Below are 25,454 nucleotides of genomic sequence, written 5' to 3' on the forward strand. Positions count from 1 at the left end.
ATCAAATAAATTTTACATCAATAATTTCATAGGACCGTGCGCCACCAGGTGCATTTACCTCAATTGTGTCGCCGATAGATTTACTAATGAGAGCGCGCGCAATAGGTGAAGAAATAGAAATACGCCCTTTTTTCACATCAGCTTCTTGATCGCCCACAATCTGATAGGAACGTTCTTCTTCTGTTTCCTCATCGATAAGTGTGACAGTTGCACCAAAAACGATTTTGTCGCCAGAAAGCTTTGCAATGTCAATAACATTAGCACGCGCGATCAAATCTTCAAGCTCGTGAATGCGCCCTTCGTTTAGACTTTGTGCTTCTTTAGCGGCATGATATTCAGCATTTTCAGAAAGGTCGCCATGAGCACGTGCCTCAGCAATTGCCTCAATAATCCTTGGCCTGCCATCTTGTTGGCGTTCACGCAATTCTTCTTTAAGCTGTTGAAAGCCAGCTTTGGTCATTGGGACGTTATCCATGTCCTGTCCTTTCTTACACTTGCAAACACAAAGTATGCAAAAAAGAAACGGCCTCCAGAATCCCTCCTAGAGCCCGTCACATTTATTAATTTAGTTACTATAGCACAATTAATTTGTTTTTAAAACAATATATATGTGATCGTGGTTTTAGTTTAATACTTTAAAGCATTTACAATAAAAATGCTATATTCACACAATCAATACCTAGCAAGCCACCGAAAATCTGCTAAATTTAATTAGCTAAATAATAAAGCCGGCAATTTAAAAGCTTTTCTTAAAGCTAAAAATTACCGGCTCGACATAGTATCAATATTGATTAAAAGTTCATAAAGTACTTTTAATCATTTTTCACTAATTTTCTTCAAATATTCGTTGCTCTTAAAGGCTACGATTGTTAACTCAACCCACATACGTAAAAGGAAAGTATAAATTAACGTTCCAACAAAAGCGCTAATTAGGAATGCGAACGCGTTCGCAATATTTCCCGTAAAAAGAGCTGCCAAGGTACTCAAAAGGCAGCCTACGAAAAATAGAGCTAAAAGGATTAAACCTATTATATAAAATACATAGATGATTTTTGGTGTCATAAAGCTATCAAGAGTTAAAAGCTTTTTAATAAAACCCTTGGCTTCCTGCTGATTTACATTAAAATTGTTTTGCATAAAATTTTCCCATACATTAAATGATCATCAATATAAAATGTAATTAATGTAATAAATTTTATAAATCAACAAAAAAAATGCCAATTTAAGAATAAAGCTTATAGATAAAACTATAAGCTTTATTTATTCTAAATATAATATTAGGTATTACTAATTAAATGATTTTTTATTATTGTGGAGGATTAAGGCCAATCCACTTTTTTTGTACAGCATCGTAATGTTTCATTGGATCATATTTATCAACTGCAAGTCCAAGATAATCGGCGGTCATACGCCCTAAGGCTGACTGTACATTATAACTTGCAATCACCGTATCACGCTCTGATTGCGCTAAAGCAATTTGCGCATTGATGAGCACCGAGCGCGATTCCAAAACATCAAGGGTTGTTGCCTGACCAACCTGATATTCTTCGCTACGACCGTTTAGTGCAATTCGTGCGGCTTTAACGCTATCATTATAGGCCGTCACAGCTGAACGAGCCCCTTCAAGCTGGGACCAAGCAGAGGTTAAAGCACTACGTACTGTGTCGCGTGACACTTCCACCTCAACAGTTGCTTGACTAACTTGCTCTTTTGATTGACGAACTTGTGCCGATAGCCGGCCACCTTGATAGACAGGAACATTTACTGTAACCCCTGCGCTATTTGCGCGCCCTTCACCAATTGGGAGACCTTTATAAATATGATTATAAGAACTACTTGCAGAAAGCCCAGCTTGTGGCAGCAAGGCCCCTTCCTTAGATTTAACATTAAACTGCTGTGCATCAAGCGCGTATTTTGAAGCAACAATAGCCGGATGCTCAGCATCAGCAATTGTATAACCAGCATTCAAATTAGCGGCAATTGCTTTTGCAAGGGCTGGCCGCTCTAAATGACCTGGTTCAACGCCCACAACTTGACGATAATAAGCCTGCGCAGATTTAACTGCTGCTTCAGCTTGCGCCAATTCTGATAAAGCTTGCGAGCGAGCAGCGCGAGATTGTGCTAAATTGGTTTGAGTACCCTCACCAACATCAAGGCGAGATTGATCAACACGTACCTGCTCGTCCAAAGAAGCGAGATTTTGGCGACGCAAACCCAAAATTTGCTGTTTTGCATATAAATCAGCATAAGCCGAAACCGCATTGGTTAACTGGTTTTGCTCTTCATTTCGTAATGCTTCGCGCTGCGCAGCCGCTTGCGCTTGAGCTGCGCGCACATTATTAGCCGTTTGAAAGCCGTCAAATAACGACTGACTAAGCTGTATCGCTAAAGACCCGCTATTGGTATAAAGCCCTGTTTGAGCTGCGCGAGAACGGGCCAAACTTCCCGTTCCTTGAATGATCGGGCGCATACCTGAACGCGCAATAGCAACATCTTCATCGGTAATACGAGCATTAGCTCGCGCCGAATTTAGCGTTGGGTTATTTTTATATGTTTGTGCCCATGCATCTTTTAAACTATCTGCTGATGCCGGTGTCATAGCAAAGGCAACAGATGCACCCAAGGCAAACAAGCAGGAAAGTAAAGTTTTCTTTTGCATCTATTTTCCCTAATTTAATCCAACGTAAATTAACCAATAAATTTGGCTTTCAATCTTTTAATCTGCCATTATCTTTAATATAAATGCACGATAAGGTCAAATCCACATTTGTATAATGTGCCCTACCATTTCAAAGCGCAATCATTACGACAAACAAAAAACTATCTGCTTATCGTGTCCGTGCCATACCATCGCGGGCAGCTTGATATTTAGGATCAAGAAGCGAAGCGCGCTGATAAGACTGGAAGGCTTGAGGCTTATTACCTTGACGTTCTAAAACTGTTGCCTGATTATACCAGCTTTCGGCATTTTGCTTGTCCAGCCTTACCGCCGCCGTAAAATCATCCTGAGCATTTTCTAGATCATTTAGCGCAACATAGGAAACACCACGACCGTTATATGGTGCTGGCTGGCTTGGTTGCCGGGATATTGCGGCACCAAAATCGGCAATCGCTTGACTATGCTGTCCGCGCGCTTGTTCAACCAAACCACGACCATACCAAGCACGCCCATCAGTTGTACCCAAAGCTATCGCCTGCGAAAAATCATTATAGGCAAGATCAAGTTGATTATTTTCGCGATAAAGATTGCCGCGCCCGACTAGGGCAGGCGTATAGCCTGGATCCATCTCCAAGGCGCGCGAATAATCAGCTACCGCTGCCTGATCATTTTTCATATAACGATTAATCAAAGCACGGTTGGAGTAAGCTGCCGCAAATTGTGGATTAAGCCTTAAGGCTGTATTAAAGTCATTTATCGCTTCTTTGTATTTTCCAGCACGGCCATAGGCTGAACCACGTACATTATAAGCGGTAGCATCATTAGGATTATTGCGAATAACCGCGCTAAGCGAAGAAATATTTTCACTGGACCCCTGCGCAAGATCCTCGGCAGTACCAACAAAATTTGTTGTAGTGCAACCTGCAAGCAGCAAAACAGCGCATAGGCTCAAACGAAATTTACCCATATTAAATCCTAAGAATTAAAGAAGCCCAACCACAGCAAAATGCATATCAAAAATTTTTCGATTATGAAAGAATGTGCAAAAGATTGTCGCATTTTTCAAGTAATTAAAGGCTAAAAACAAAGTTACAATTTGTGCCACCCCTTATTTCAATTGCCGTTAATGATTATTATGGCAAGAACAAGGCAGAATCACTACATACAATTATGAATGGCATAATTGATTGCAAATATAGTCATAAATTATTTAAATATGATTTACTGTGTCGCCAAAGCATCAATTATATATGCCTCAGTTACGCTTTACAAATCGCAGATACAATCTATTTTGCGTCAAACCACATGCGATTATAGCTCTGTTGCCATTTAATAAAATGTCGACATTTTTCACGACAACATGGCACCTCAATCAAAACCATATTGAAACCAACATCTATATAAACCGTAAGCAAAAGCCTAATAAAAATTGATTCTACAGATAAGTGTGGCTAAAAATAAATTGGGCAGACGTAAACGCCTGCCCTCAATAATTTTATTTTAGAATCTAGCAGCGCAGACCTTAGCGAGCAGCGCGACCTGAAACCAAACCTTCACGCTGTGCGCGCTTGCGAGCGAGCTTACGAGCGCGACGAACAGCTTCAGCCTTTTCACGGGCGCGCTTTTCAGAAGGCTTTTCATAATGGCCACGCATTTTCATTTCGCGGAAGATACCTTCACGCTGCATTTTTTTCTTAAGCGCGCGCAGCGCTTGGTCAACATTGTTATCGCGAACGAGTACCTGCACTTGTAATCCTGCTTTTCTCCATAAAAGATGCACTGACATGCGATCTTTATATTGGTTAAACTTTCACACGATTGCTATCAATTAAGCAGCGCATAAGCACTACAATAGAACCGGTGATCTTATTAAAATAAAGTCAAAACTTCTACTCTTGATTATCTATCAAGAAGAATGTGAAGAGCCGATAGCACAAAAACCTAGCATTTGTCTATAAGCTTATGACATTTTGTAGCATTTTATCGTGCAAACCATAGGTAAAAGTTAAAATTAACAAGCCATTACCGGTAATAATGGCAGGCAGGCTTTTAAATCATCGCTCAGCAAACAAAACAAGACAATTGGAATCAATAGGCGACAATCCAAAATGTTTGCTAATTGCAATTAAAGCCAAATATTCCACCAACATCTAAAACTTAATCAAGCTACACAATGCGATTGGCGCTATTAATCTTGAGGTTTCAACAAAAATAAAAATTTAATTTCATACCTAATTTATTGCAATTCAATTTTAAAAATCAATTTGGAAAACACTTTGATGACCGAGCATTCTTGATAAACTTCCCCCTTAAATTAAAGTTTAGATAACATTTATTTGTGCCTTTCAATGTTAATTTTGCTATATACTTGTTTTACAGCCTTTAACTTAGGGAGAGTTTTTATGCTACCATCATGCCTAATTCTTGATAACAGCTTGCCAGCAAAAACAATCGCAGGCATAGAAGCCGTTACAACACCAATATTTGCCAAAGATAATCCTAGCGATGATATTCTAAAAAATGTTCAATATGCTGTTGTTTCGCCAATGACTGGATTTGATGAGAGTTGGTTTGATCGGCTAGCCAATTTAAAGCTCATAGCGGTTTTTGGTGTCGGCTTTGACAAAATTAACATTAAAGAGGCGCGTCGCCGAAATATTGATGTCACCACCACCCTTGGCATTTTGACCGAAGATGTCACCGACATGGCCTTAGCGCTTTTATTGGCACTTACCCGTAAAATTGTTAAGGGCGATGAATTCATTCGTGCCGGCACTTGGGCAAAAGGTGAAAAATTTCCGCTAGGCACGTCTATTCGTGGTAAAAAAGTCGGAATTGTTGGGCTTGGTGCCATTGGTTTGGATATTGCTGAGCGAACGCAAGCTTTTGGCATGCTGCCACGCTATTATAATCGCAGCCCAAAGGCAAATATTACTTGGCCACATTATCCCAACGTTGTAGAACTTGCTAAGGACAGCGATGCATTAATTGTTGCAATTTCGGCTAATGGCGAAACGGAAAAAATTATTAATAAGGATGTGTTAGAGGCGCTTGGATCATCAGGAGTGCTCATTAATATTGCTCGCGGCTCGGTCATTGATGAAGATGCGTTAATCACGGCTTTACAAAACAAAATTATTGCGGGCGCAGGTCTTGATGTGTTTTTAAATGAACCTAAAATTAACCCTGCTTTTTTAACCCTTGATAATGTGGTGCTGGCACCCCACCAAGGCAGCGCTACCAATGAAACCCGTGAAGCTATGGGCCAATGCGTCATTGATAATATAAAAGCAATTATTGACGGCAAGCCTGCCCTTACCCTTATTAATTAATCTATCAAATAAAAGGGGCAACAAAGCCCCTTTTTTAAAGTCAGTTTTTTATAAAATGCAGTTTTAATAAAACTGCAAATTCAATAAAAGCCTATCGGAAAATAACGCAAATATAGCTCTTGCAACTTACCACTTTGCTCCAATCGGCTAAGTGAATAATCAAAGGCTTTAGCAAGATTTTCGTCCTGCTCACGCACAGCAATTTGCATACCACCGCCAAGCAATGCTTTATTTAAATAAGGCCCACCGACAAATTGTGCTTTGCCGCCATTATCAGGATGCGAAAGCCAAAGCGAAAAGCGCATACCATCTCCAAAACCCAGCATAACATCACCGGTTAATACTGCACTATAAAGCGTGTCATAATCCTTAAAGCCAACAACTTCAGCTTTTGGAAAATAGCTTCGCGCCATAATTTCATGGCTCGTCTTTGCGACAACACCAATTTTTATACCCTTGAGCTTATCGCTAAGCGGTTCCAACATAATATTGCTGTCAAGACCGATAAAACGTGCAGGAAATGCAATATAGGCGTGAGAAAACCTTAAATATTGGCGGTTATCCATGGTTGGGATTAGGCCGGCAATAATCGCTTCGCCACCCTTGTCCAAAAGCCGTTTTTGCAATTCGTCAAACGGCAAAGCTTCAATCTGACAACGCGCGACAATATCAAGGTCTTCGCAAATAGCCCTAATAAGATCGATATTATAGCCCGACAAAACGCCGTCATTATTAAGATAATCAAAGGGTGGAAAATCAACTATAGTTAAAAACCGTACCCTTTCATATTGGCTCAAATCAGGCTTTGCTGGTTTTATTTTACTATGAAAAAAATGCGGTAAGTCACGCTGCTGAGCGTGACTTGACCATGGTACAAACAAAGCCAAAATCGTAATAAGGCTTAAAAGCAGTCTGAGACTACGGAAGGTATAAATCGGACATAATCTCATATTAAAGCTTTAAATCTCACGCTGGTTAGGATTTATCATCAGAGGTAAAATTCTTTTCAAATCCATCCCCTTCGCGTAGGAACGATGGACCATGACCAATAATATTACCATCTTCCACACCAATGGCATTAATATCGCGATCTGTATAGGGAATTGATAATAAAATTCGCTGAATAACCGCCAAACGAGCCCGCCGTTTATCATTTGAGCGCACAATAGTCCAAGGCGCCATGGCACTATGTGAAACAGTTACCATCCGCTCTGTTGCTTTGGAATAGTCATCCCACTTAGAAATACCAGCCTCATCCATTGTCGAGAATTTCCAATGTTTAAGGTCGCTATGGCGACGTTCATGGAAACGCTTCAACTGCATTTCTTGGCCAATATCAAGCCAGAACTTAAAGAAACGAATACCATCAGAAACAATTAAGCGTTCAAATGAAGGAACTTCTGACAAGAATAGATCAACTTGCGCTGGACTTGCAAACCCCATAACCGATTCAACTCCCGCGCGATTATACCAAGAGCGGTCAAAGGTTACAAATTCTCCACGAGTTGGAAAATGCTGCACATAACGCTGGAAATACCATTGCCCATTCTCAGTTTCATCGGGCTTGGGTAGCGCCACATTTCGGGCAGAACGCGGATTTAAATATTGACGTAATACGTCGATGGTGCCACCCTTTCCAGCTGCATCACGCCCTTCAAACAAGATAACAACCCTGCCACCTTGATCTTGTAGCCAGCCCTGCAATTTTACCAGCTCGATCTGTAAAGCCAAAAGCATTTTTTCATATTCATCACGGTTCATCTTTTGCGTATAAGGATAACCGCCTGATGTCATTGCCTGCTTTTCAATCCAATCAGGCAATTTGGGATCACTAATATTGAACACCCGCTTTTTGCCATTTAGAGTAAGCTCGATCCCGTCAACTTTAGGCTTTTTACCATTTTTTTTTGGCTTTTCACTCACAATTGGCTCCTTTTTGCTATTTTCGATATTGTATCTGTATAAAATCACAATTTAAATAGTTTTTAAGTCAAATAGATTTCAGCTATCACTAATAAGTTCTAAGCAATTACAATGACCAGCCCTAGTCCAATTTAGCGCAATTTTTACGGTTTTTAAACTTAAACTATTCCTAGTCACAATTTATAAAATCTAAAAAAGCTAAGTTGTAAAATTGGCCTTATTTTGTTGTCCATTCTATTTAACTACCCCCGATATAGATATTAAATATTCTAGCAAATTTTAACCTATATTCGAATCAATCTTAAAAAAATGCGTTTCAAATTTCAGGTATTTTTCGGCTACCAAATAGGCCACAATTTTAGATATTTTCCATACAATATTATTAACTGCGGCAATATGCCCTGCCCACTCAACATTAATGCATATGAATGCAATGCTCTTATCTTTAAATAATAAAATCGCGTAATATAAATGGGGATTATCAACCAGTGTAATATATTACTTGTCATACAAAGATATTATTGATTCCATTTTTAATTGGCTTTTTAGGGGCTAAATGACACAAGAGTAGAAAATATTAGCAAATCTGATATTGCTTATAAAATAAATTCAGGAACATGAGATTTTTAATAGGGCATTTTGCAAATAAAGTAATTTGATTTTAAGTAAATTTATAAAGCAAATAAATATATGACTTAAGCGGCTTAACTTACCAAATCAATGCCCTATGTGACTTTTAGTTGGAGTAAAATGAATAATGAAAAGCCTTGGAATAATTGCTACACTTATTGGGCTTAGCCTTTTACCAGCCATCTGGTTTTTGCCAAGCCATTTAGCTTTTATGTGGTGTATCATTGTTTTGAGTTTTGAAATATTTTATTTCCGCCGTTTAATTTTACTAATCAAACGTTTAATTCGTTTATCTGAACGCATAAGCTTTGAAAAACGACCCGCAAATATCATGCAATTTGATGCCGAAAAGCTGGCCAATGCGCTTAATGATCCCTTGGTATTTTTTGACAATTCAGGCAATATCAGTTTTATCAATCATGCCGCCTATCAAACATTTTCGGGACTTAGCCGCGACCAAAGCCTATTTGCTCGTTTTCGTGCGCCCGAATTGTCTAATCTTTTTCGCAATGTTGCTGCAAGCGGCGTTGCACGCAGCATTGAATATGATGAAAAAGGGCCCGAGAAACGCTGGTTTAATCTTGCAATCATTCCAATCACCAAGGATCTATTTGTTTGCCATTTTCGCGACCATTCGGAAATGCATCGCTTGGCTCGTATGCGTACCGATTTTGTTGCAAATGCCAGCCATGAATTGCGCACGCCATTGACATCGCTACGTGGTTTTATTGAAACGCTACGTGGGCCTGCACAAAATGATAGCGAAGCTAGGTCACGTTTTTTGATAATCATGCAAGAACAGGCCGAGCGCATGTCGCGCTTAATTGACGACTTACTATCGCTTTCACGCCTTGAAACTCAAACGGGGCCCGGTATGGTTGAACCGCTTGATACGGTCAAATTATTACGTCACGTCACAGACACATTGACACCGCTTGCTCGCAAAAATGATGTCGACATTGAACTTGATCTTGCAGAAAATATACCAGCCCTTGCTGCCAATCGTGACAGTTTGATTCAGCTATTCCAAAACCTTGTAGAAAATGGCTTAAAATATGCCGCAACCGGCAAGAAAATTGTTGTCTCGGCTAAACCGGTTGGTAGTCACATCCATATTGCCATTCGTGATTACGGCATGGGTATTGAGGCCGAACATTTACCGCGTCTTACTGAACGCTTTTATCGTGTGAGTGTCGATATAAGCCGCGCGCACAAAGGCACAGGTCTTGGCCTAGCCATTGTTAAGCACATCATTACCCAACATCGCGGCAAGCTAGAAATAACCTCAAAACTTGGCGAAGGTTCAACCTTCACGGTTATACTGCCAGCCACCAATAATAAGGAAGCTAATTTGGCTGATATTACGGCCGAAACCCAACAAACAATGTCCCCGTAAACAATATATTGTTTTACCGACAATAGCAGTCAGTAAATCAATATTTAAAAGATGGTATAAGCTTTTTAAGCAAATGATTAGGAAACTATTCACTTCATTGCATTATAACCAAGCAAACTAGTCCATATGCATTTTTCAAAAGCGGAGTTACCATGCCCCTCGCCATTACCTTATCAGCCCAAGATCTTGCTGCGCTGCTTGCAAGCCGCATTTGCCATGATCTCATTTCTCCAATTGGCGCTATCAATAATGCAATGGAATTATATGATGAAGGCGGCGCTGAAGAAGATGCGCTGGAACTCATTCGGATGTCGGCAACCAATGCATCGGCTCGCTTGCAATTTGCTCGTATTGCCTATGGTGCCGCGGGTTCTGCCGGTATGGAAATTGACACGGGCGACGCTGAATCAGTTGCGCAAAAATATATGGCTAATGAAAAAGCGCAATTATCATGGCAAGGCACACGCATGCTTTTGCCAAAAAATGAAGTAAAATTGCTGCTTAATCTTATACTTATTGCCAATGGTTCCATTCCGCGCGGTGGCGAAATCAAAGTCAATCTTAGCCGCGACAATGATAAAACCATGTTCACCATTGCAGTTAGTGGCAAAATGTTGCGTATTCCGCCGCGCTTTGTTGAATTATTTAATGGCGACTTACCGGGTGAACCAGTGGATGGTCATGCCGTGCAGTCCTATTATACCTTATTGCTTGCAGAACTTGCGCATATGAAAATAGACATTCGTGTTTTACCGACTGAAATTATTTTTTCCGCAAGCTAAAATATTCTTAGTACAATTCACCACAAAGCGGTTAAAGCAAAATTGTGCTTTAGCCGCTTTATTTTTTAAAATGTGTTTTAAACTGTTATAAAATGTCATCGTCTCTTATAAATGAAGTGTTTTAATGTTGATTTTGTGGTGAGAAAAATAGATAGTCACGCTAACTTAATCAAGCATTGCACTATAGGCTTGGCAAGCTATAGTGACGCAATGATAAATAAGAGGGAATAGACTATGGCACGTAAAGCCTCGCTAAGCCGTAAAACCAATGAAACTGATATTAGCGTTAAAATTGACCTTGATGGCACAGGGCAGTTTAATATCAATACCGGCATCGGCTTTTTCGATCATATGCTTGAACAATTATCGCGCCATTCATTGATTGATATGGAAATTACTGCCAATGGTGATTTACATATTGATGACCACCATACTGTTGAAGATTGCGGCATTACCCTTGGTCAAGCCATTGATAAGGCTTTGGGTACGCGCAAGGGCATTATTCGTTATGCATCACTTGATCTTTGCATGGATGAAACCGAAACCCGCGCAGCCATTGATGTTTCTGGCCGCCCATTTCTTGTGTGGAATGTTAACTTTAATGCTGCAAAAATCGGCAGCTTTGACACGGAATTGGTGCGAGAGTTCTTTCAAGCCTTAAGTCAACATGCGGGCATTACCCTTCATGTAACCAATCACTATGGTGTCAACAATCACCATATTTCCGAAACCTGTTTTAAAGCCGTTGCCCGTGTCCTTCGTACAGCCATGGAAAGCGATCCGCGCCAACCCGATGCTATCCCCTCAACCAAGGGTTCACTGCAAGGTTGATAAAACTGTTTCTTAGCTCTTTAAAAGCTTGGAATAAGGCACTCATAAAAGGCAACAAGGAAAATTAAATGCGTGTTGCAATTATAGATTATGGTTCTGGTAATTTACGCTCGGTTCAGCAAGCATTTGAGCGCGCTGCCCATGATCACGCAATCAAGGCTGAAATAATATTAACCGATAAGGCCGAAGACTTAGCGCAAGCTGATCGCATTGTTTTGCCTGGCGTTGGCGCTTTTGGCGACTGTAAACAAGGCCTTCAAGATTTATCCGGCATGATTACCGCCCTTAATGAAGAAGTGATTGCTGGCGGCAAACCATTTCTTGGTATTTGCGTTGGTATGCAACTTTTGGCGCGGCGCGGTTTAGAAAAAGGCGAAACCGCTGGTCTTGATTGGATTGGCGGCAATGTTGTGCCTATCAAACCAAAATCAAGCGATTATAAAATTCCGCAAATTGGCTGGAATACTTTGAGCGTTCATAACAATCACCCATTATTATCACAAATTCCAACTGGCAGTGATGGGCTCCATGCCTATTTTGTTCACTCTTATCATTTTGAATGTGAAAAGCCGCAAGAACTAATAGCCACAACCGATTATGGTAGCCCTATCACTGCAATGATTGGTCGCGATAATATTGTTGGTACGCAGTTTCATCCTGAAAAAAGCCAACGCCTCGGTTTACAATTAATTGCCAATTTTCTGGAGTGGATGCCTTGATACTTTATCCTGCAATCGATTTAAAACAAGGTCAATGCGTGCGTCTTGTCAAAGGTGATATGAATGCAGCTACCCTTTATAATGAAGACCCTGCCGCGCAAGCTTTGAGCTTTGAACAACAAGGCTTTGAATGGTTGCACGTCGTGGATCTAGATGGCGCTTTTGCTGGTAAATCCATGAATGGCGATGCAGTTGACGCTATTTTAAAAGCTACTAAAAATCCCGTGCAACTTGGCGGCGGTATCCGCACAATAGAGCATATTGAAAATTGGCTCAGTAAGGGGCTTTCCCGTGTTATCCTTGGCACTGTTGCCGTGCGTGATCCAGCCCTTGTGCGTGAAGCGTGCCGATTATTTCCAGGCCACATAGCTGTTGGTATTGATGCACGCAAGGGCAAGGTTGCGGTTGAAGGCTGGGCGGAAGAATCAGAACTTGACGTGATTGACCTTGCCAAACAATTTGAGGGCGCCGGTGTTGCCGCTATCATTTACACAGATATTGATCGTGATGGCATTTTAAGCGGCATTAATTTTGATGAAACCTTGCGACTTGCCAATGCGGTTACCATTCCCGTCATTGCGTCGGGTGGGCTTGCTTCCATTGATGATGTTAAACGCCTAACTAGAAGCGATGCGGCGATTTTAAACGGTGCTATTTCTGGTCGCGCTTTATATGACGGACGTATCAATCCACATGAAGCATTACAATTGCTTAAAAATAGCAATGCGACAAGCAACACTTGAAAGGGCATAAAATGAGCTTGAAAGCACGGGTTATTCCTTGTCTTGATGTAAAAGATGGCCGCGTTGTCAAAGGTGTCAATTTTGTTGACTTAATTGACGCTGGTGATCCTGTTGAAGCTGCCCGCGCTTATGATGCGGCTGGCGCTGATGAATTATGTTTTCTTGATATTACCGCATCGTCCGATAATCGCGAAACTATATTTGATGTTGTCGCCCGCACCGCAGAACATTGCTTTATGCCTGTAACCGTTGGTGGCGGCGTGAGACGGGTTGAAGATATGCGCAATCTATTATTGGCAGGTGCCGATAAGGTCGCGATTAACACCGCTGCGGTACAAAATCCTGATCTTGTCTCACAAGGTGCGGATAAATTTGGCAATCAATGTATTGTTGTGGCGATTGATGCCAAATGCGTAAATCCGCAAGACGAAAACCCACGCTGGGAAATTTTTACCCATGGTGGACGTACAGCAACTGGCATTGATGCCATTGCTTTTGCACAAGACATGGTAAAGCGCGGTGCTGGCGAAATCTTGCTAACCTCCATGGATCGTGATGGTACCAAATCAGGCTATGATATTGCACTTACCCGGACGATCGCCGATGCGGTATCGGTACCGGTAATTGCATCTGGCGGCGTTGGCACATTAGAGCATATGGTTGAAGGTATTCGTGATGGCCACGCAACAGCGGTACTTGCAGCTTCGATCTTCCATTTTGGCACCTATTCAATTAGTGAAGCCAAGCATTATATGGCAAAGGCAGGGTTGCCTATGCGACTTGACCCCATTGGCGAGCAATAATTGAGACAATGATATGAGTGAATTTACCTTAAAGACTTTAACCAATATTGTTGGTACGCGCGCTAAAGTTACCGATGGCAGCTCCTATACCGCAAGTCTTGTTGAAAATGGCATGACCAAAGCTACTAAAAAGCTTGGTGAAGAAGCGGTTGAAACGGTTATTGCTGCTTTGGCCGAAGATAAGCAACATTTAATTGGTGAAAGCGCCGACCTTCTTTATCATCTTGCTGTTGTTTGGGAAATTGCTGGCATTAATGTTGATGACGTTATGGCCGAATTAGACAAAAGAACGGCGCAAACTGGCTTGCAAGAAAAGGCGGCACGTCAGCCATGAATAATAATGCCCATGCAATCGAAATACCTGATTTAAGCTATGATGTATTAAACGGTCAATATTCTCCTTATAGTCTTTTTTCGGCAGAAGAATGGGCAAAATTTCGCGCTGATACTCCATTAACTCTTACATTTGATGAAGTTAAGCGGTTACGCTCTATAGGCGATCCGATTGACCTTGATGAAGTACAACGTATTTATTTATCACTATCGCGCTTGCTTTATGCCCATGTAGAATCTTCGCAGCAGCTTTTTAGGCAACGCAGCGATTTTTTGCGCATGCAAAATATTCCTAAAACGCCTTTTATTATTGGCATTGCAGGATCGGTTGCGGTTGGCAAATCAACCACTGCACGTATTTTGCAAGAACTGCTTAAGCGCTGGCCCACGAGCCCTAAGGTTGACCTTGTTACCACAGATGGATTTCTATATCCTAATGACGTGCTACGCGCTGAAAACCGCATGGATCGCAAAGGCTTTCCAGATAGCTATGATACCGGTAAAATCTTACGCTTTTTAAATGATATTAAGGCTGGCCGCCACTTGGTACCTGCACCGCTTTATTCGCATTTAAGCTATGACGTTTTGGAAGGCGAATATATCACCATTGACCAACCGGATATTCTTATTTTTGAAGGTATCAATGTTTTGCAAGTGCGGGATTTGCCGAGCGGTGGGCGCGCTATTCCCTTTGTTTCGGATTTTTTTGATTTTTCCATTTATATTGATGCTGATACAGCTATGATAAACAAATGGTATTTGGAGCGCTTTAAGCGCCTACGCGAAACCGCCTTTCAAAACCCACAATCGTTTTTTCATCGCTATGCAAGCCTAAGCGATGATGCGGCAAGTGCCATGGCGCAAGGTCTATGGGATAATATCAACCTTAAGAATTTGGAAGAAAATATTTTGCCTACAAGACCGCGGGCCAGCCTCATTTTGCGCAAAGGCCAAAATCATTTGGTTGAGAAAGTCGCCCTTAGAAAGCTTTAACAGCTTAGCTTTTAAGATATAACTGATTTCAAAACCCCTCTTTTATAAGAAAAATTTTATTATCATTCCTAAAACTGTAATGATTTCCTATAGTAAAACACTTTTTAAAAAATAGTTTATTGCCGAAATTATTTTAAATAAATTGAAAATTTATCTATATTTCTTGATGAAGATAATCAATAAAATTTTATAAAATACGATTTTTTTTCAATCACTGTTTGCTTAATTTTGGTATTTTAAGAAATACTCTAAATAACTAAAAACACTTAAAATAAAAAATATTTTCTATTTTAAAATATTGATGCACTAATATTTATATTTTATCATTTAATCGTAGTATTAATTATGTCCTCATCAGAAATAATATAAATTTATTCAAAACTCAACAATGATATTAAAAGGGAATCCGACATGAATAAAATGAAAAAAATACTTTTATCCACGCTCATTCCACTAATAACTGGTGTTTCGGCCAATGCCGCTGAACTAAATCCCAAAAACCCTGATGATTACAAGCATTTCCGCATGGATTATGCAGAAATGGTGGAAATTGCTAATCCAACACGGTTGCGCCACCGAGTGTTTTATACCAAGCCATCTGAGGGTCCTGATGCCAAATGGTTTGATGCTGTGAAACAAGGCGATATTGAAACCATTAAAACAATGGTAGATAATGGCCAAAATATTGAAGTTAAGGACGAAGCAAGCCTTGGCCAAACGGCACTGGGTTGGGCCGCCTTTATCGGCTATGAAGATATTGTTGACTATCTTGTTTCAAAAAATGCTAACCTCATGGCAACCGACCGCGCCGATGTTACCAATGCGTTAAAATCAGCAGGTCTTGGCAAAAATGTCGCTGTATTTAAAAAGCTACGCGAATTGCTAAAAGATAAGGTTGATTTAGACAATCAAAGCAATGATATTCAAGGCGAGACGATCCTTATTGTTGCATCAAGCAATGACCGTCAAGAAATCGTAAAATATTTGCTTGAGGAAGGCGCGAAGACTGATCTGGTCACAACCGAAAAAGACACCAGCCACCCAGCCTATGACCAAGATGCATTAACCTTTGCCTGCCGCAACGGTAATGCAGGCACGATTAAAATATTGATGGAACATGGTGCAATTAATCACCGTATTAACAAGCCATATTGCGATTACTAAAATATAATTATTTTAAATACTGCAGCCACAAAGGCTTTTGGTCTTTGTGGTTTGTTACTTTTTGCACCGCCAAAAAATTGCATAAAATTTTTGAATAATTTTATCGCTGCAAAAACAAGACGCATTTTTACTAAAATAGTATCTGGGCGAGTACCTTTTATAATGATTCAATAAAATTTTTGTCACTGATGCAATAGTGTCCATCACCATTAATATAATACTCCGCCTTTATGCGTTTAACGAGTGCTAAAACGACGAAGCCAATCATGCCATTATCAGCAACAAAAACAGCTATTGTAGCGGGTAAAATAACCAATACAATTCAATAGGTTTACATTGCGATTACCAGTATAAGGCATTTTTGACATGCCGCAATGAAATGAAAATGGCAGCTGCACCAATATTAAATATTAGTGAAGCTGCCATAAACCGAATTTGAACTACAAAATCATTACTTCCTGTTCATATAGGCTTTCAAATTTTAATGGTCGGATGCTTTGGAGGCACCAAAACCCGTTTCAGAACGAATTTCTTGAGCTCTAAAACCTGCCTTATCAATTTTAGCACGCGCACTCTTATCAATCACTGAGAAGAACCAAACACTAAGGAATGCCACCGGAATAGAAATAATAGCGGGCGAGGCAAAGGGGAACAGCACAGATTCTTTTGAAAAATGCAATGTACTAACCCAAACGGCCGGCGAAACGATTGTTAGACCAACGGAAAGAGCAAGGCCAATGAAGCCGCCAATTACCGCACCGCGCGTTGTACAACCCTTCCACAGGATGGAGAGTAGTAAGACCGGAAAATTTGCCGATGCCGCAATAGCAAAAGCAAGCCCCACCATGAAAGCAACATTTTGCTGCTCAAAAGCAATACCAAGTAGTACTGCAACAATACCGATGCAAATTGTAGCAATACGTGATACGCGCAATTCTTCATCATTTGTTGCCATACCTTTTCTCGAGATCATATTGAAAATGTCATGAGAAATAGCGGTGGCACCAGATAGGGTAAGACCTGCAACCACAGCCAAAATAGTTGCGAAGGCAACGGCAGAAATAAAGCCATAAAACAAATTGCCACCTACAGCCTTACCAACCATTACAGCCGCCATGTTGGATGCACCTGGACCAGAAGTTAACGGTGCTGCAAGTTCAGGATTGGATAGCACAAGAGCAATAGCACCAAAACCAATAATGAAGATAACGATATAGAAATAGCCACTCCAAACAGTTGCCCATAATACTGATTTACGTGCTTCACGTGCATTTGGCACGGTAAAAAAACGCATTAAAACATGCGGCAAACCGGCAGTACCAAACATAAGCGCCATACCAAGCGAAATGGCTGAGATTGCATCATAGCCACCGGGAGCCATAATTTTTAAACCTGCTGCTGCGGCCTCCTCAGCTGTTTTGCCATCGGCAAGTGCCATTTGAGTTTTAACGTCAACTGCGGCTTGGAAGAAACTATTAAAATTGAAATTAAAATGCAGCAAGACCATAAATGCCATAAAGGTAACACCAAACAGCAAAAGGCATGCTTTAATAATTTGCACCCATGTTGTCGCTTTCATACCACCAAACAACACATAAGTAATCATCAATACGCCAACGATAAGCACCGCCCAAATATAATTGATACCAAAAAGCAACTTAATGAGCTGCCCTGCTCCAACCATTTGCGCAATGAGATAAAATGCAACCACAATTAGCGTACCACAGGCCGAAAAAATGCGGATAGGTTTAGTATCAAAGCGAAAACCTGACACATCGGCGAAATTGAAACGTCCAAGGTTACGCATGCGCTCGGCAAGAAGGAACATTACAATCGGCCAGCCGACAAGAAAACCAACGGCATAGATAAGCCCATCATAGCCTTGGTTCATCACCATAGCTGAAATACCAAGAAATGAAGCCGCAGACATGTAGTCGCCAGCAATAGCAAGTCCGTTTTTAAAACCTGAAATACCGCCACCCGCTGTATAAAAATCGGCGCGTGATTTGGTACGCATGGCAGCCCATGCGGTAATGCCTAAGGTGAACAGCACAAAAAGTGCAAACATGCCAATAGCAGTTAGATTTAATGGCTGCTTTTGCATTTCACCACCAATTGCATCGGCAAAAGCATGGGACTGAGAGATAAAAGCCAAACTTGCAGCTAAAAACAGCAATTTTAAATTTTTGATCATCGTCATTTGTCCACCTCTTTTTGAAGCCGACTAATCAGATCATCATAAATCCTGTTTGCACGCACTACATAAAATGCAGTTAACGCAACCATTAACACAATGACACCAATACCTATTGGAATTGCAATTGTGGTGACACCTGCGCCGATTTTTGTGGCCAAAAATTGGGGGTTAAATGCAATAATAAAAATCCAGCCATAATAGACAATTAAAACAACTAAAGTAAGCGACCAGCCAAGAATATTGCGCTTCTTCTTTAATTCGATGTAATCGGGATTTGCCTCAATGCGGGCTACCATCTGTTCATCCATAACGGGTTCCTCCTTCCCTGTGGACTTAAGATTAAATGCAAAATGACGAGAGAACCTTCTCAGATTTCAACTACAGAACAATTAATGCCCACAGGCGTAAAGTCATTGATTATCTGATAAAATATTTGTCATTTTAAAAAAGCTAAGATTCCTCCAAATCCAAGCAATTTTTTGGTTAGCTATTAATTCATACAAATTAGCTCTCCACAGCTATCCATCTGTATTAACTAATAAATTCATTTAAAACCAACAGCTATTGCGCTGCAAGTATCACAAATAGAATTTTTATAAACCTAAAAAATATAATTCCTCCAATATCCATTGGGGGTAAGAATGCTAAAAAATGCCAATCACATTTTTGTGAAAACGTAAACCGCTTATTAAATAACAATATAAATATTTGTATTCATTACAAAAAATTATTTAATTTTCTTAAAATTCTTCTAACATTTATATAATTTATATTTTACTCCTTTTGATACAGCCATGATTATAAAAAACTGTGGTAAAACAAAATAGGGATTTATTAATAATTTTATCCCATTCATTGGAGTACGGGTAGCTAATGGGCTTTTTTTCAGCAGTTTCACATTGTTTACGTCATGGCTATTTTGATTTTGATAGCCGCGCATCTAAATCTGAATTTTTTTGGTTTTTTTTATTTTATATAATGGGGCTAATTCTTAGTTTTCTTGCAGGCCTTATACTTGAATTAGCGCGTTATAAAATTTTTGGTTATGTCTCGTGGGAAGCCGCGATTATTTGGGGGCCATTTATGTTATTCTGCCTTGCAACTATTTTCCCCTGTTTTACAGTTATGGTAAGGCGAGCCCATGATCAAAATTTATCTGGTATTTGGATATTGGCAATTTGGCTTTTAGCCTTTATCCCTTATGTCAACATGTTATCGCCTTTCATAGTTTTAGGTCTCATGCTGTTAGATGGTACGCAAGGTGAAAACAAATTTGGCCCCGCTCCCATGCAAAACAGTGATGAATAAATTGATATTTTAGCAAGACGTCATGATTTTTTTGGCATAAAAGATATTTAATCTTTTTTAAAAATATCCTTATGCCTTTTTATTTTCGCCATTTTGTGTATTTATGACAAACATTAATATCGCCATTATGGTGCGTAAAAGATCTTATAATAAGTTGATAAGAATTTATTGATCATTTTACAATAAGTTGCGCAAAAATTGAAGTTGCGCAAAAATGATCTGGAAGGAAAGCCCAAAGAGATGAACTGGATTACAAATTTTGTTAGACCCAAAATCAATTCAATGTTGGGTCGGCGTGAAATGCCTGAAAACCTATGGATTAAAGATCCAATCAGTGGTGAAATGGTATTTCATAAGGATTTGGTTGAAAACCAATATGTGATTCCCGCATCTGGCCATCATATGCGTATTCCTGTCAAAGATCGTTTAAAGCATTTTATGGATGATGGTCTTTACGAAACCTTGGAAAACCCTAAGGTCGTGACAGATCCGTTAAAATTTCGCGATGAAAAGCGCTATATTGATCGTCTAAAAGATTACCGCTCGCGCACTGGTATGGATGATGCCATCGTTAATGCACGTGGCACTATTGAAGGTTTACCTATCATTGCAACCGTTCAGGACTTCTCCTTTATGGGGGGATCTTTAGGCATGGGAGCTGGCGAAGCAATTGTAAAGGCTTTTGAAACCGCGATGGCTGAACATCGCCCCTTAGTGCTTTTCACCGCTTCTGGCGGTGCTCGTATGCAAGAAGGCATATTGTCCTTAATGCAAATGCCACGCACAACTGTTGCTATTGAACGGATGAAAGAAGCAAAACTGCCCTATATTGTTGTGCTCACCAACCCAACAACCGGCGGCGTTTCTGCATCATATGCTATGCTCGGCGATATTCATATTGCTGAACCAGGGGCAACTATTGGCTTTGCTGGCGCACGCGTTATTCAGCAAACAATCCGCGAAACATTACCAGAAGGCTTCCAAAGCGCCGAATATCTTAAAGATCACGGCATGGTGGATATGGTTGTTTCACGCCTTGAATTGAAAGAAACCATCGCCCGTCTCTTGCGCTTGATGATGAAACTGCCTGCACCACAACAGGTCGAATCAATTATTGATGAACCTGTAGACGAAAGCGCTGCATAATTACCTAATATCCCCCAGTGATAATTGGGGGATAATTTGACCAAAGCACTTCAATCATTTTAAAATGAATTGTGGTGCTTTTTTATTTTTTGATTATTTCTTCAGGATATACGCCCCAAAGTTCCGTTTGCTTTAGCCAACCGCGATAACCTTGGATATCAACTTCACACCATGTACCATTGCAAGATCGCACAGTGCCAGTAACTTTTGATTGTACTTCAGCAACCAATACGCCGTTATCGTCAGGAGTTTTTCTCATCGCAAATAAATAATCATCTTTTACCCAAGGTACAGTGATGATCGTGCGCTTGTTATCAAGCTGATTTTTAAGAACCCAGCCTGTTTCACCATTAACATCACGAATACGTCGCCATTGATCATAATCGTCGGTAACCTCAACAGGTAAACCCTTTTTCTGATAAATCCATGCTATTTTGTATTTATTGGAATCTGGCCCAACACGGACATAAATTTTATCAAATTTTAAACTGACAAAGCGTGGAACTTTCGGTTTATCTTGCTGTGACTCATTGGTTGCCGCCGCTTCAGCATTACCATTCGTTACGGCATTTTCTTGGCTTGCCGCCTCCTGCGCAATTGCTATTTGTATTCCTGCAAAAATGCTGACAATAACCCAAAAAGTCGTTTTCAAAAGAGCGGAAAACTGCACAATTAACCTCATTTTTATTCCATTTAAATTTTTATTGCATTTAAACTGGCAAATGCTAAACATTTGAATAGAATATGCAGCAAGACATATCCCATTATCCGCATAGCTATAAGCCAAGCTGGTTAATGAGCAGTCAATAGAATACAAAATACACAATCTTTGTTAATGTTATTTTTTAACAGGCGCTTCTAAAATATATAAATACGCCCTTTACCTTAATTATGTTATATAATGCCCAATAGGCTATTATAACATTTAAGATATGTAGTGGTTGGCTATGAAATGATTGGGACAGGGAATGATTGATCAAAAAAAACCGCTTGTTGTATTAACCCGTAAATTACCTGACCCAATTGAAACGCGAATGGGGGAACTTTTTGACGTCCGCCTTGCACCCGACTTAGCAATGACCAAAGGCCAATTGCTTGAAGCGGTAAAACTTGCCGAAATATTGGTTCCAACTATTCATGACCGCATCGACGCTGAATTAATTGCGCATGCAGGTCAACAACTCAAGCTGATAGCAAGTTTTGGCAATGGAACCGATCATATTGATGTTGCTGCGGCCACTGCTCATGGTATTATCGTTACCAATACGCCCAATGTTTTAACCGAAGATACTGCCGATATGACTATGGCTCTCATTCTTTCTGTGCCACGTCGTTTGGTTGAAGGTGCAAATGTCTTAAACAGCACTGAGGGAAATTTTTGGCAAGGCTGGTCGCCAAACTGGATGCTTGGCCGACGCATCTGGGGTAAAAAACTTGGCATAATTGGCATGGGGCGTATAGGTACTGCTGTTGCAAGGCGCGCACGAGCCTTTGGGCTTTCCATTCATTATCACAATCGCCGCCGTGCAAGCACTGCTATCGAAGATTCATTGGGCGCAACCTATTGGGACAATCTTGATGAGATGCTTAAAAACATGGATATTGTATCTATTAACTGTCCATCAACCCCCGCCACATTTCATTTACTTTCAGCTGAACGTCTCGCGCAAATGCAAAAAAGTGCCTATATCGTCAATACAGCACGGGGCGAAGTTATTGATGAAGAAGCACTTGCGATAGCCATTGAAAATGCTGCCTTAGCAGGGGCTGGTCTTGATGTTTTTGAAAATGAGCCAGCGATTAATCCACGCCTACTTGATCTTGCCAAGAAAGGCCAAGTTGTTTTACTACCCCATATGGGTTCAGCAACCATAGAAAGCCGAATTGATATGGGCGAAAAAGTTATCATTAATATCCGCGCATTTGTCGATCATCATCGCCCACCAGACCGCATTATTCCAGCCCGATCATAAGCTAATTATATAAGTTGATTTTACGCCTTAGAACCAGAGCGTATTGAGCAAAAATGGGCTGTAATTGCGAGATACAATAGGCAAAAAAAGCATGCCACAACTTACAAAAACTAGGCATGCTATTGTTGAGTAATTCTTATCTTTTTTCCAGTAAAGCGGACCATTCAAAAGAATGGTCCGCTTATTTTTTAAAATTTCGCTGTTAATGATACAAAATAACTTCTACCGTTTTCAGCATAGTTTGATTCAGCTTTTGGCTGGTTATCAAAAATATTATTAATGCCTGCTCTTACCGTGAAGTTTTTGGTTGGATCATATTTTACCGAGAAATTGGTAATATTATAAGCGGAGACATTTTGCGCTGATAAAGTTTCTGCAATAGTATAATCAACCTGCTTGCCATAAAAGTCCATTGAAGCGGTCATAGCAAGGTTTTCTAAGGCTTGCCATGTTAACTCCGTATGGATTGAATATTCTGGATCCGCTGAAAGCGGCTGACCTGTCTCAAGGTTTTTTGACTCGATAAGATAGGTTGCTGTATTATTCCATGTCCAGTTGGGATGGAAATAAAGGGTGAAATTACCTTCAAGACCTTGCGTTCTTGCTCTATCGACATTGACCTGCTGCACATATTTCGTGCCATTAGGCATGATAAGAGTTGCCACGCGAGCTGATGTAATCTTATCATCAATCTCATTATAGAAATAGGTTAGCCCGGCATCAAACATGGAATGCATGTAATAGCCGCCGACTTCAAAACTATTGCTTGTTTCAGGCTTCAAATTTGGGTTACCAACCATTTCGCATGGGCCGCCCACAGCTCCGCAGCCGCGACCGCGTGATGTTTGTACCCAATGGGGATTAAGTTGGCGAAGATTTGGCGCTTTAAACGCCTGCGCCCAACCTGCCTTCAACGTTAAAGCGTCATTAACATTATAGTTGAAATAGACGCGTGGGCTGGTATGGGTACCAAATTTTTCATGGCGATCAACACGTAAGCCAAGAGTCATTTTCAATGCATCAGTTAAATGAACCTGATCTTCAGCAAAAACAGCAGCCGTCCACATTGTTGTTTCTGGTGAGCCTTTTGTACCAAGCCACGTATTTAACTTGCCGGTGTTTTCATCATCGACCATTTTTTCGTGACGATAATCGCCACCAATAGTCAAATCTTGCTTGAAGCCCATCATAGTAAGCGGCATTGAAAGCTTACCGTCAAGAGTTGCGGTAGTCACGGAAATAGCGGTTGAACCAGTGACTGCACCGGCGCGATTTGTGGTATTATGAAGATTTTTGGCTTCTTCAATTTGTCCAGTAACAGTAGATGTACCAAAGCCCCAATCGCCAATGTGACGAATAGAACCATGAACACGGCGAATTTCAGTTTCGCTATTATCGACTTCATTAGGTTCAAGCCAAGGCTTGTATTTCTGCCTTGCTCCGCCACCTTCAAATTCAAAACGATGATCTTTATTTGGTGTCCAAGTGAAACGACCATTAAGATCGTAATCATCAACACCGCGTGGTACTTGTAGGCCATCATGGTCATTAGGATTTGCTGGCTTTTGACGGCCAATGCTACCAAAGCCCATAAAGTCCAACTGGCCGGGAACAATTGCACCACCGATAAAGCCCTTTGCTTTACGGGTTGTACCCGTGCCGCTGCTTGCTGGCGCAATATATTCGGTTGTTAATGAACCAGTCCATTTACCTTCTGGACGTTTGGTGATGATATTGACAACACCGCCCAAGGCATCCGAACCATAAAGGGTTGACATCGGCCCACGTACGACTTCAATGCGATCAATTGCATCAATTGGCACCCAATCAAGATCACCATTATAATGGCGCATTGTGGTAAGACCAGCATTTACGCGCTTTCCATCAATTAAAATAAGCGTATATCCTGATCCCATACCGCGCATACTAATGCCGCGGGTACCGTCACTGCCAAAGCCGACATTAACGCCTGGTACCGTACGCAAAATTTCAGTAATATCAGGTACGGCGCGCTGCTGTAACTGCTCTTGCCCAACAACGGAAACACTGGCAGGCGCATCAATTAAATTGGTTGCAACCGATGTCCCAGTAACAACAACCGTATCTAAAAGCGCATTATTGCCGCTGCGGCTTTGCGCTTCTTCTTCAGTGCTATCTGTTTGGGATGTAGTATTTTGCGCAAAAGATTGCGGTACTAACGATAACAGGCTTACCCCTACAATAAGCGCTCCTATCGTTGCAGATAGTTTCGTTTTCATTCCACTCTCCAAATATGATGATTAATGTCATATTAAAAGACTGATGAAATTAATTTTTTTTAATGTCAACAATAGGAATGCGATAACCTACACTTATTTTAGAAACTTTAGATTTATTATAAAAAGTGAGAAGAAATATGGTTAATTTTTTATAACTATCTTGTTTCAAATAGGTTTTATTAAAGAATTTCAACTTTTCGCCCAGCATGTAAAAATCAAACAAAAATGTAAATTTTTTCGATTCGTTTTCATTTACCGCATTCT

General features: G+C 40.5%; 24 protein-coding genes. 13 read left to right on the forward strand and 11 right to left on the reverse strand.

Annotated features, from left to right (window positions below):
• Position 1 precedes the first annotated feature (1 nt).
• The 5 genes from greA to rpsU form a co-directional block, all read right to left on the reverse strand.
• Positions 2-475, reverse strand: a complete 474-nt coding sequence (gene greA / locus N5852_RS11750; RefSeq protein ID WP_262097965.1) for a transcription elongation factor GreA — start codon at positions 473-475, stop codon at positions 2-4.
• A gap of 341 nt (positions 476-816) precedes the next feature.
• The gene (locus N5852_RS11755; protein ID WP_262097966.1) at positions 817-1,137 is read right to left on the reverse strand and encodes a DUF4282 domain-containing protein; all 321 of its coding nucleotides are present in this window, start codon (positions 1,135-1,137) and stop codon (positions 817-819) included.
• Positions 1,138-1,306: 169 nt separating this feature from the next.
• Positions 1,307-2,659: a TolC family outer membrane protein gene (locus tag N5852_RS11760; RefSeq protein WP_262097967.1), complete on the reverse strand. Its 1,353-nt coding sequence runs from the start codon at positions 2,657-2,659 to the stop codon at positions 1,307-1,309.
• A 169-nt stretch (positions 2,660-2,828) separates the two neighbouring features.
• Positions 2,829-3,626 (reverse strand): tetratricopeptide repeat protein, encoded by a 798-nt coding sequence (locus N5852_RS11765; RefSeq protein ID WP_262097968.1) that lies wholly within the window; start codon positions 3,624-3,626, stop codon positions 2,829-2,831.
• 555 nt (positions 3,627-4,181) lie between these two features.
• A complete protein-coding gene (gene rpsU / locus N5852_RS11770; protein WP_182418867.1) occupies positions 4,182-4,406 on the reverse strand; it encodes a 30S ribosomal protein S21 in 225 nt (74 codons plus the stop codon).
• Between the two features lie 655 nt (positions 4,407-5,061).
• Here rpsU and N5852_RS11775 point away from each other — a divergent pair.
• Positions 5,062-5,991, forward strand: a complete 930-nt coding sequence (locus N5852_RS11775; RefSeq protein ID WP_262097969.1) for a 2-hydroxyacid dehydrogenase — start codon at positions 5,062-5,064, stop codon at positions 5,989-5,991.
• 80 nt (positions 5,992-6,071) lie between these two features.
• Here the strand turns inward: N5852_RS11775 and N5852_RS11780 are convergent, their stop codons facing one another.
• A complete protein-coding gene (locus N5852_RS11780; protein ID WP_262097970.1) occupies positions 6,072-6,941 on the reverse strand; it encodes a transporter substrate-binding domain-containing protein in 870 nt (289 codons plus the stop codon).
• 25 nt (positions 6,942-6,966) lie between these two features.
• Entirely contained in the window at positions 6,967-7,914 is a 948-nt protein-coding gene (gene ppk2 / locus N5852_RS11785) for a polyphosphate kinase 2 (RefSeq protein WP_246708124.1), read from the reverse strand.
• A gap of 757 nt (positions 7,915-8,671) precedes the next feature.
• Between ppk2 and N5852_RS11790 the strand changes: the two genes are divergently transcribed.
• The 9 genes from N5852_RS11790 to N5852_RS11830 all read left to right on the forward strand — a co-directional run bounded on the left by N5852_RS11790 (position 8,672) and on the right by N5852_RS11830 (position 16,308).
• Positions 8,672-9,940, forward strand: coding sequence for an ATP-binding protein (locus N5852_RS11790; RefSeq protein WP_262097971.1), 1,269 nt, complete (start codon positions 8,672-8,674; stop codon positions 9,938-9,940).
• Positions 9,941-10,092: 152 nt separating this feature from the next.
• Positions 10,093-10,722 (forward strand): histidine phosphotransferase ChpT, encoded by a 630-nt coding sequence (gene chpT, locus N5852_RS11795; RefSeq protein WP_262097972.1) that lies wholly within the window; start codon positions 10,093-10,095, stop codon positions 10,720-10,722.
• A gap of 234 nt (positions 10,723-10,956) precedes the next feature.
• Entirely contained in the window at positions 10,957-11,553 is a 597-nt protein-coding gene (hisB, locus tag N5852_RS11800; protein ID WP_262097973.1) for an imidazoleglycerol-phosphate dehydratase HisB, read from the forward strand.
• 68 nt (positions 11,554-11,621) lie between these two features.
• Positions 11,622-12,272: an imidazole glycerol phosphate synthase subunit HisH gene (gene hisH, locus N5852_RS11805; protein WP_262097974.1), complete on the forward strand. Its 651-nt coding sequence runs from the start codon at positions 11,622-11,624 to the stop codon at positions 12,270-12,272.
• Positions 12,269-13,015 carry a 1-(5-phosphoribosyl)-5-[(5-phosphoribosylamino)methylideneamino]imidazole-4-carboxamide isomerase gene (gene hisA, locus N5852_RS11810; protein WP_262097975.1) on the forward strand — a complete coding sequence of 249 codons (747 nt, stop codon included), beginning with the start codon at positions 12,269-12,271 and terminating at the stop codon, positions 13,013-13,015. Before hisH ends, hisA begins: the two co-directional genes overlap by 4 nt.
• 11 nt (positions 13,016-13,026) lie before the next feature.
• The gene (hisF, locus tag N5852_RS11815) at positions 13,027-13,818 is read left to right on the forward strand and encodes an imidazole glycerol phosphate synthase subunit HisF (protein ID WP_262097976.1); all 792 of its coding nucleotides are present in this window, start codon (positions 13,027-13,029) and stop codon (positions 13,816-13,818) included.
• Between the two features lie 13 nt (positions 13,819-13,831).
• A complete protein-coding gene (locus tag N5852_RS11820; RefSeq protein WP_262097977.1) occupies positions 13,832-14,152 on the forward strand; it encodes a phosphoribosyl-ATP diphosphatase in 321 nt (106 codons plus the stop codon).
• The gene (gene coaA / locus N5852_RS11825; RefSeq protein WP_262097978.1) at positions 14,149-15,144 is read left to right on the forward strand and encodes a type I pantothenate kinase; all 996 of its coding nucleotides are present in this window, start codon (positions 14,149-14,151) and stop codon (positions 15,142-15,144) included. Before N5852_RS11820 ends, coaA begins: the two co-directional genes overlap by 4 nt.
• A 411-nt stretch (positions 15,145-15,555) precedes the next feature.
• Complete coding sequence (locus N5852_RS11830) at positions 15,556-16,308, forward strand: ankyrin repeat domain-containing protein (protein WP_262097979.1); 753 nt, start codon at positions 15,556-15,558, stop codon at positions 16,306-16,308.
• 481 nt (positions 16,309-16,789) lie between these two features.
• On the opposite strand, the gene N5852_RS11835 is transcribed toward N5852_RS11830, so the two are convergent.
• Both N5852_RS11835 and N5852_RS11840 read right to left on the reverse strand, forming a co-directional pair.
• On the reverse strand, positions 16,790-18,502 hold the full coding sequence (locus N5852_RS11835; protein WP_262099756.1) for a cation acetate symporter: 1,713 nt from the start codon (positions 18,500-18,502) through the stop codon (positions 16,790-16,792).
• A gap of 2 nt (positions 18,503-18,504) precedes the next feature.
• A complete protein-coding gene (locus N5852_RS11840) occupies positions 18,505-18,813 on the reverse strand; it encodes a DUF485 domain-containing protein (protein ID WP_262097980.1) in 309 nt (102 codons plus the stop codon).
• Positions 18,814-19,378: 565 nt separating this feature from the next.
• On the opposite strand from N5852_RS11840, the gene N5852_RS11845 reads away from it, so the two are divergent.
• Entirely contained in the window at positions 19,379-19,813 is a 435-nt protein-coding gene (locus tag N5852_RS11845; RefSeq protein WP_262097981.1) for a DUF805 domain-containing protein, read from the forward strand.
• A gap of 240 nt (positions 19,814-20,053) precedes the next feature.
• Positions 20,054-20,959: an acetyl-CoA carboxylase, carboxyltransferase subunit beta gene (accD, locus tag N5852_RS11850; protein ID WP_262097982.1), complete on the forward strand. Its 906-nt coding sequence runs from the start codon at positions 20,054-20,056 to the stop codon at positions 20,957-20,959.
• An 82-nt stretch (positions 20,960-21,041) separates the two neighbouring features.
• On the opposite strand, the gene N5852_RS11855 is transcribed toward accD, so the two are convergent.
• Positions 21,042-21,641, reverse strand: a complete 600-nt coding sequence (locus N5852_RS11855; protein ID WP_262097983.1) for an SH3 domain-containing protein — start codon at positions 21,639-21,641, stop codon at positions 21,042-21,044.
• 286 nt (positions 21,642-21,927) lie between these two features.
• Here N5852_RS11855 and N5852_RS11860 point away from each other — a divergent pair, with 286 nt between their 5' ends.
• On the forward strand, positions 21,928-22,932 hold the full coding sequence (locus N5852_RS11860) for a 2-hydroxyacid dehydrogenase (RefSeq protein WP_262097984.1): 1,005 nt from the start codon (positions 21,928-21,930) through the stop codon (positions 22,930-22,932).
• 188 nt (positions 22,933-23,120) lie between these two features.
• Here the strand turns inward: N5852_RS11860 and N5852_RS11865 are convergent, their stop codons facing one another.
• Complete coding sequence (locus tag N5852_RS11865) at positions 23,121-25,190, reverse strand: TonB-dependent receptor domain-containing protein (RefSeq protein ID WP_262097985.1); 2,070 nt, start codon at positions 25,188-25,190, stop codon at positions 23,121-23,123.
• Positions 25,191-25,454: the final 264 nt, after the last annotated feature.

Origin of the sequence: Bartonella sp. HY328 (genome assembly GCF_025449335.1) — a bacterium.
Lineage (GTDB): Bacteria > Pseudomonadota > Alphaproteobacteria > Rhizobiales > Rhizobiaceae > HY038.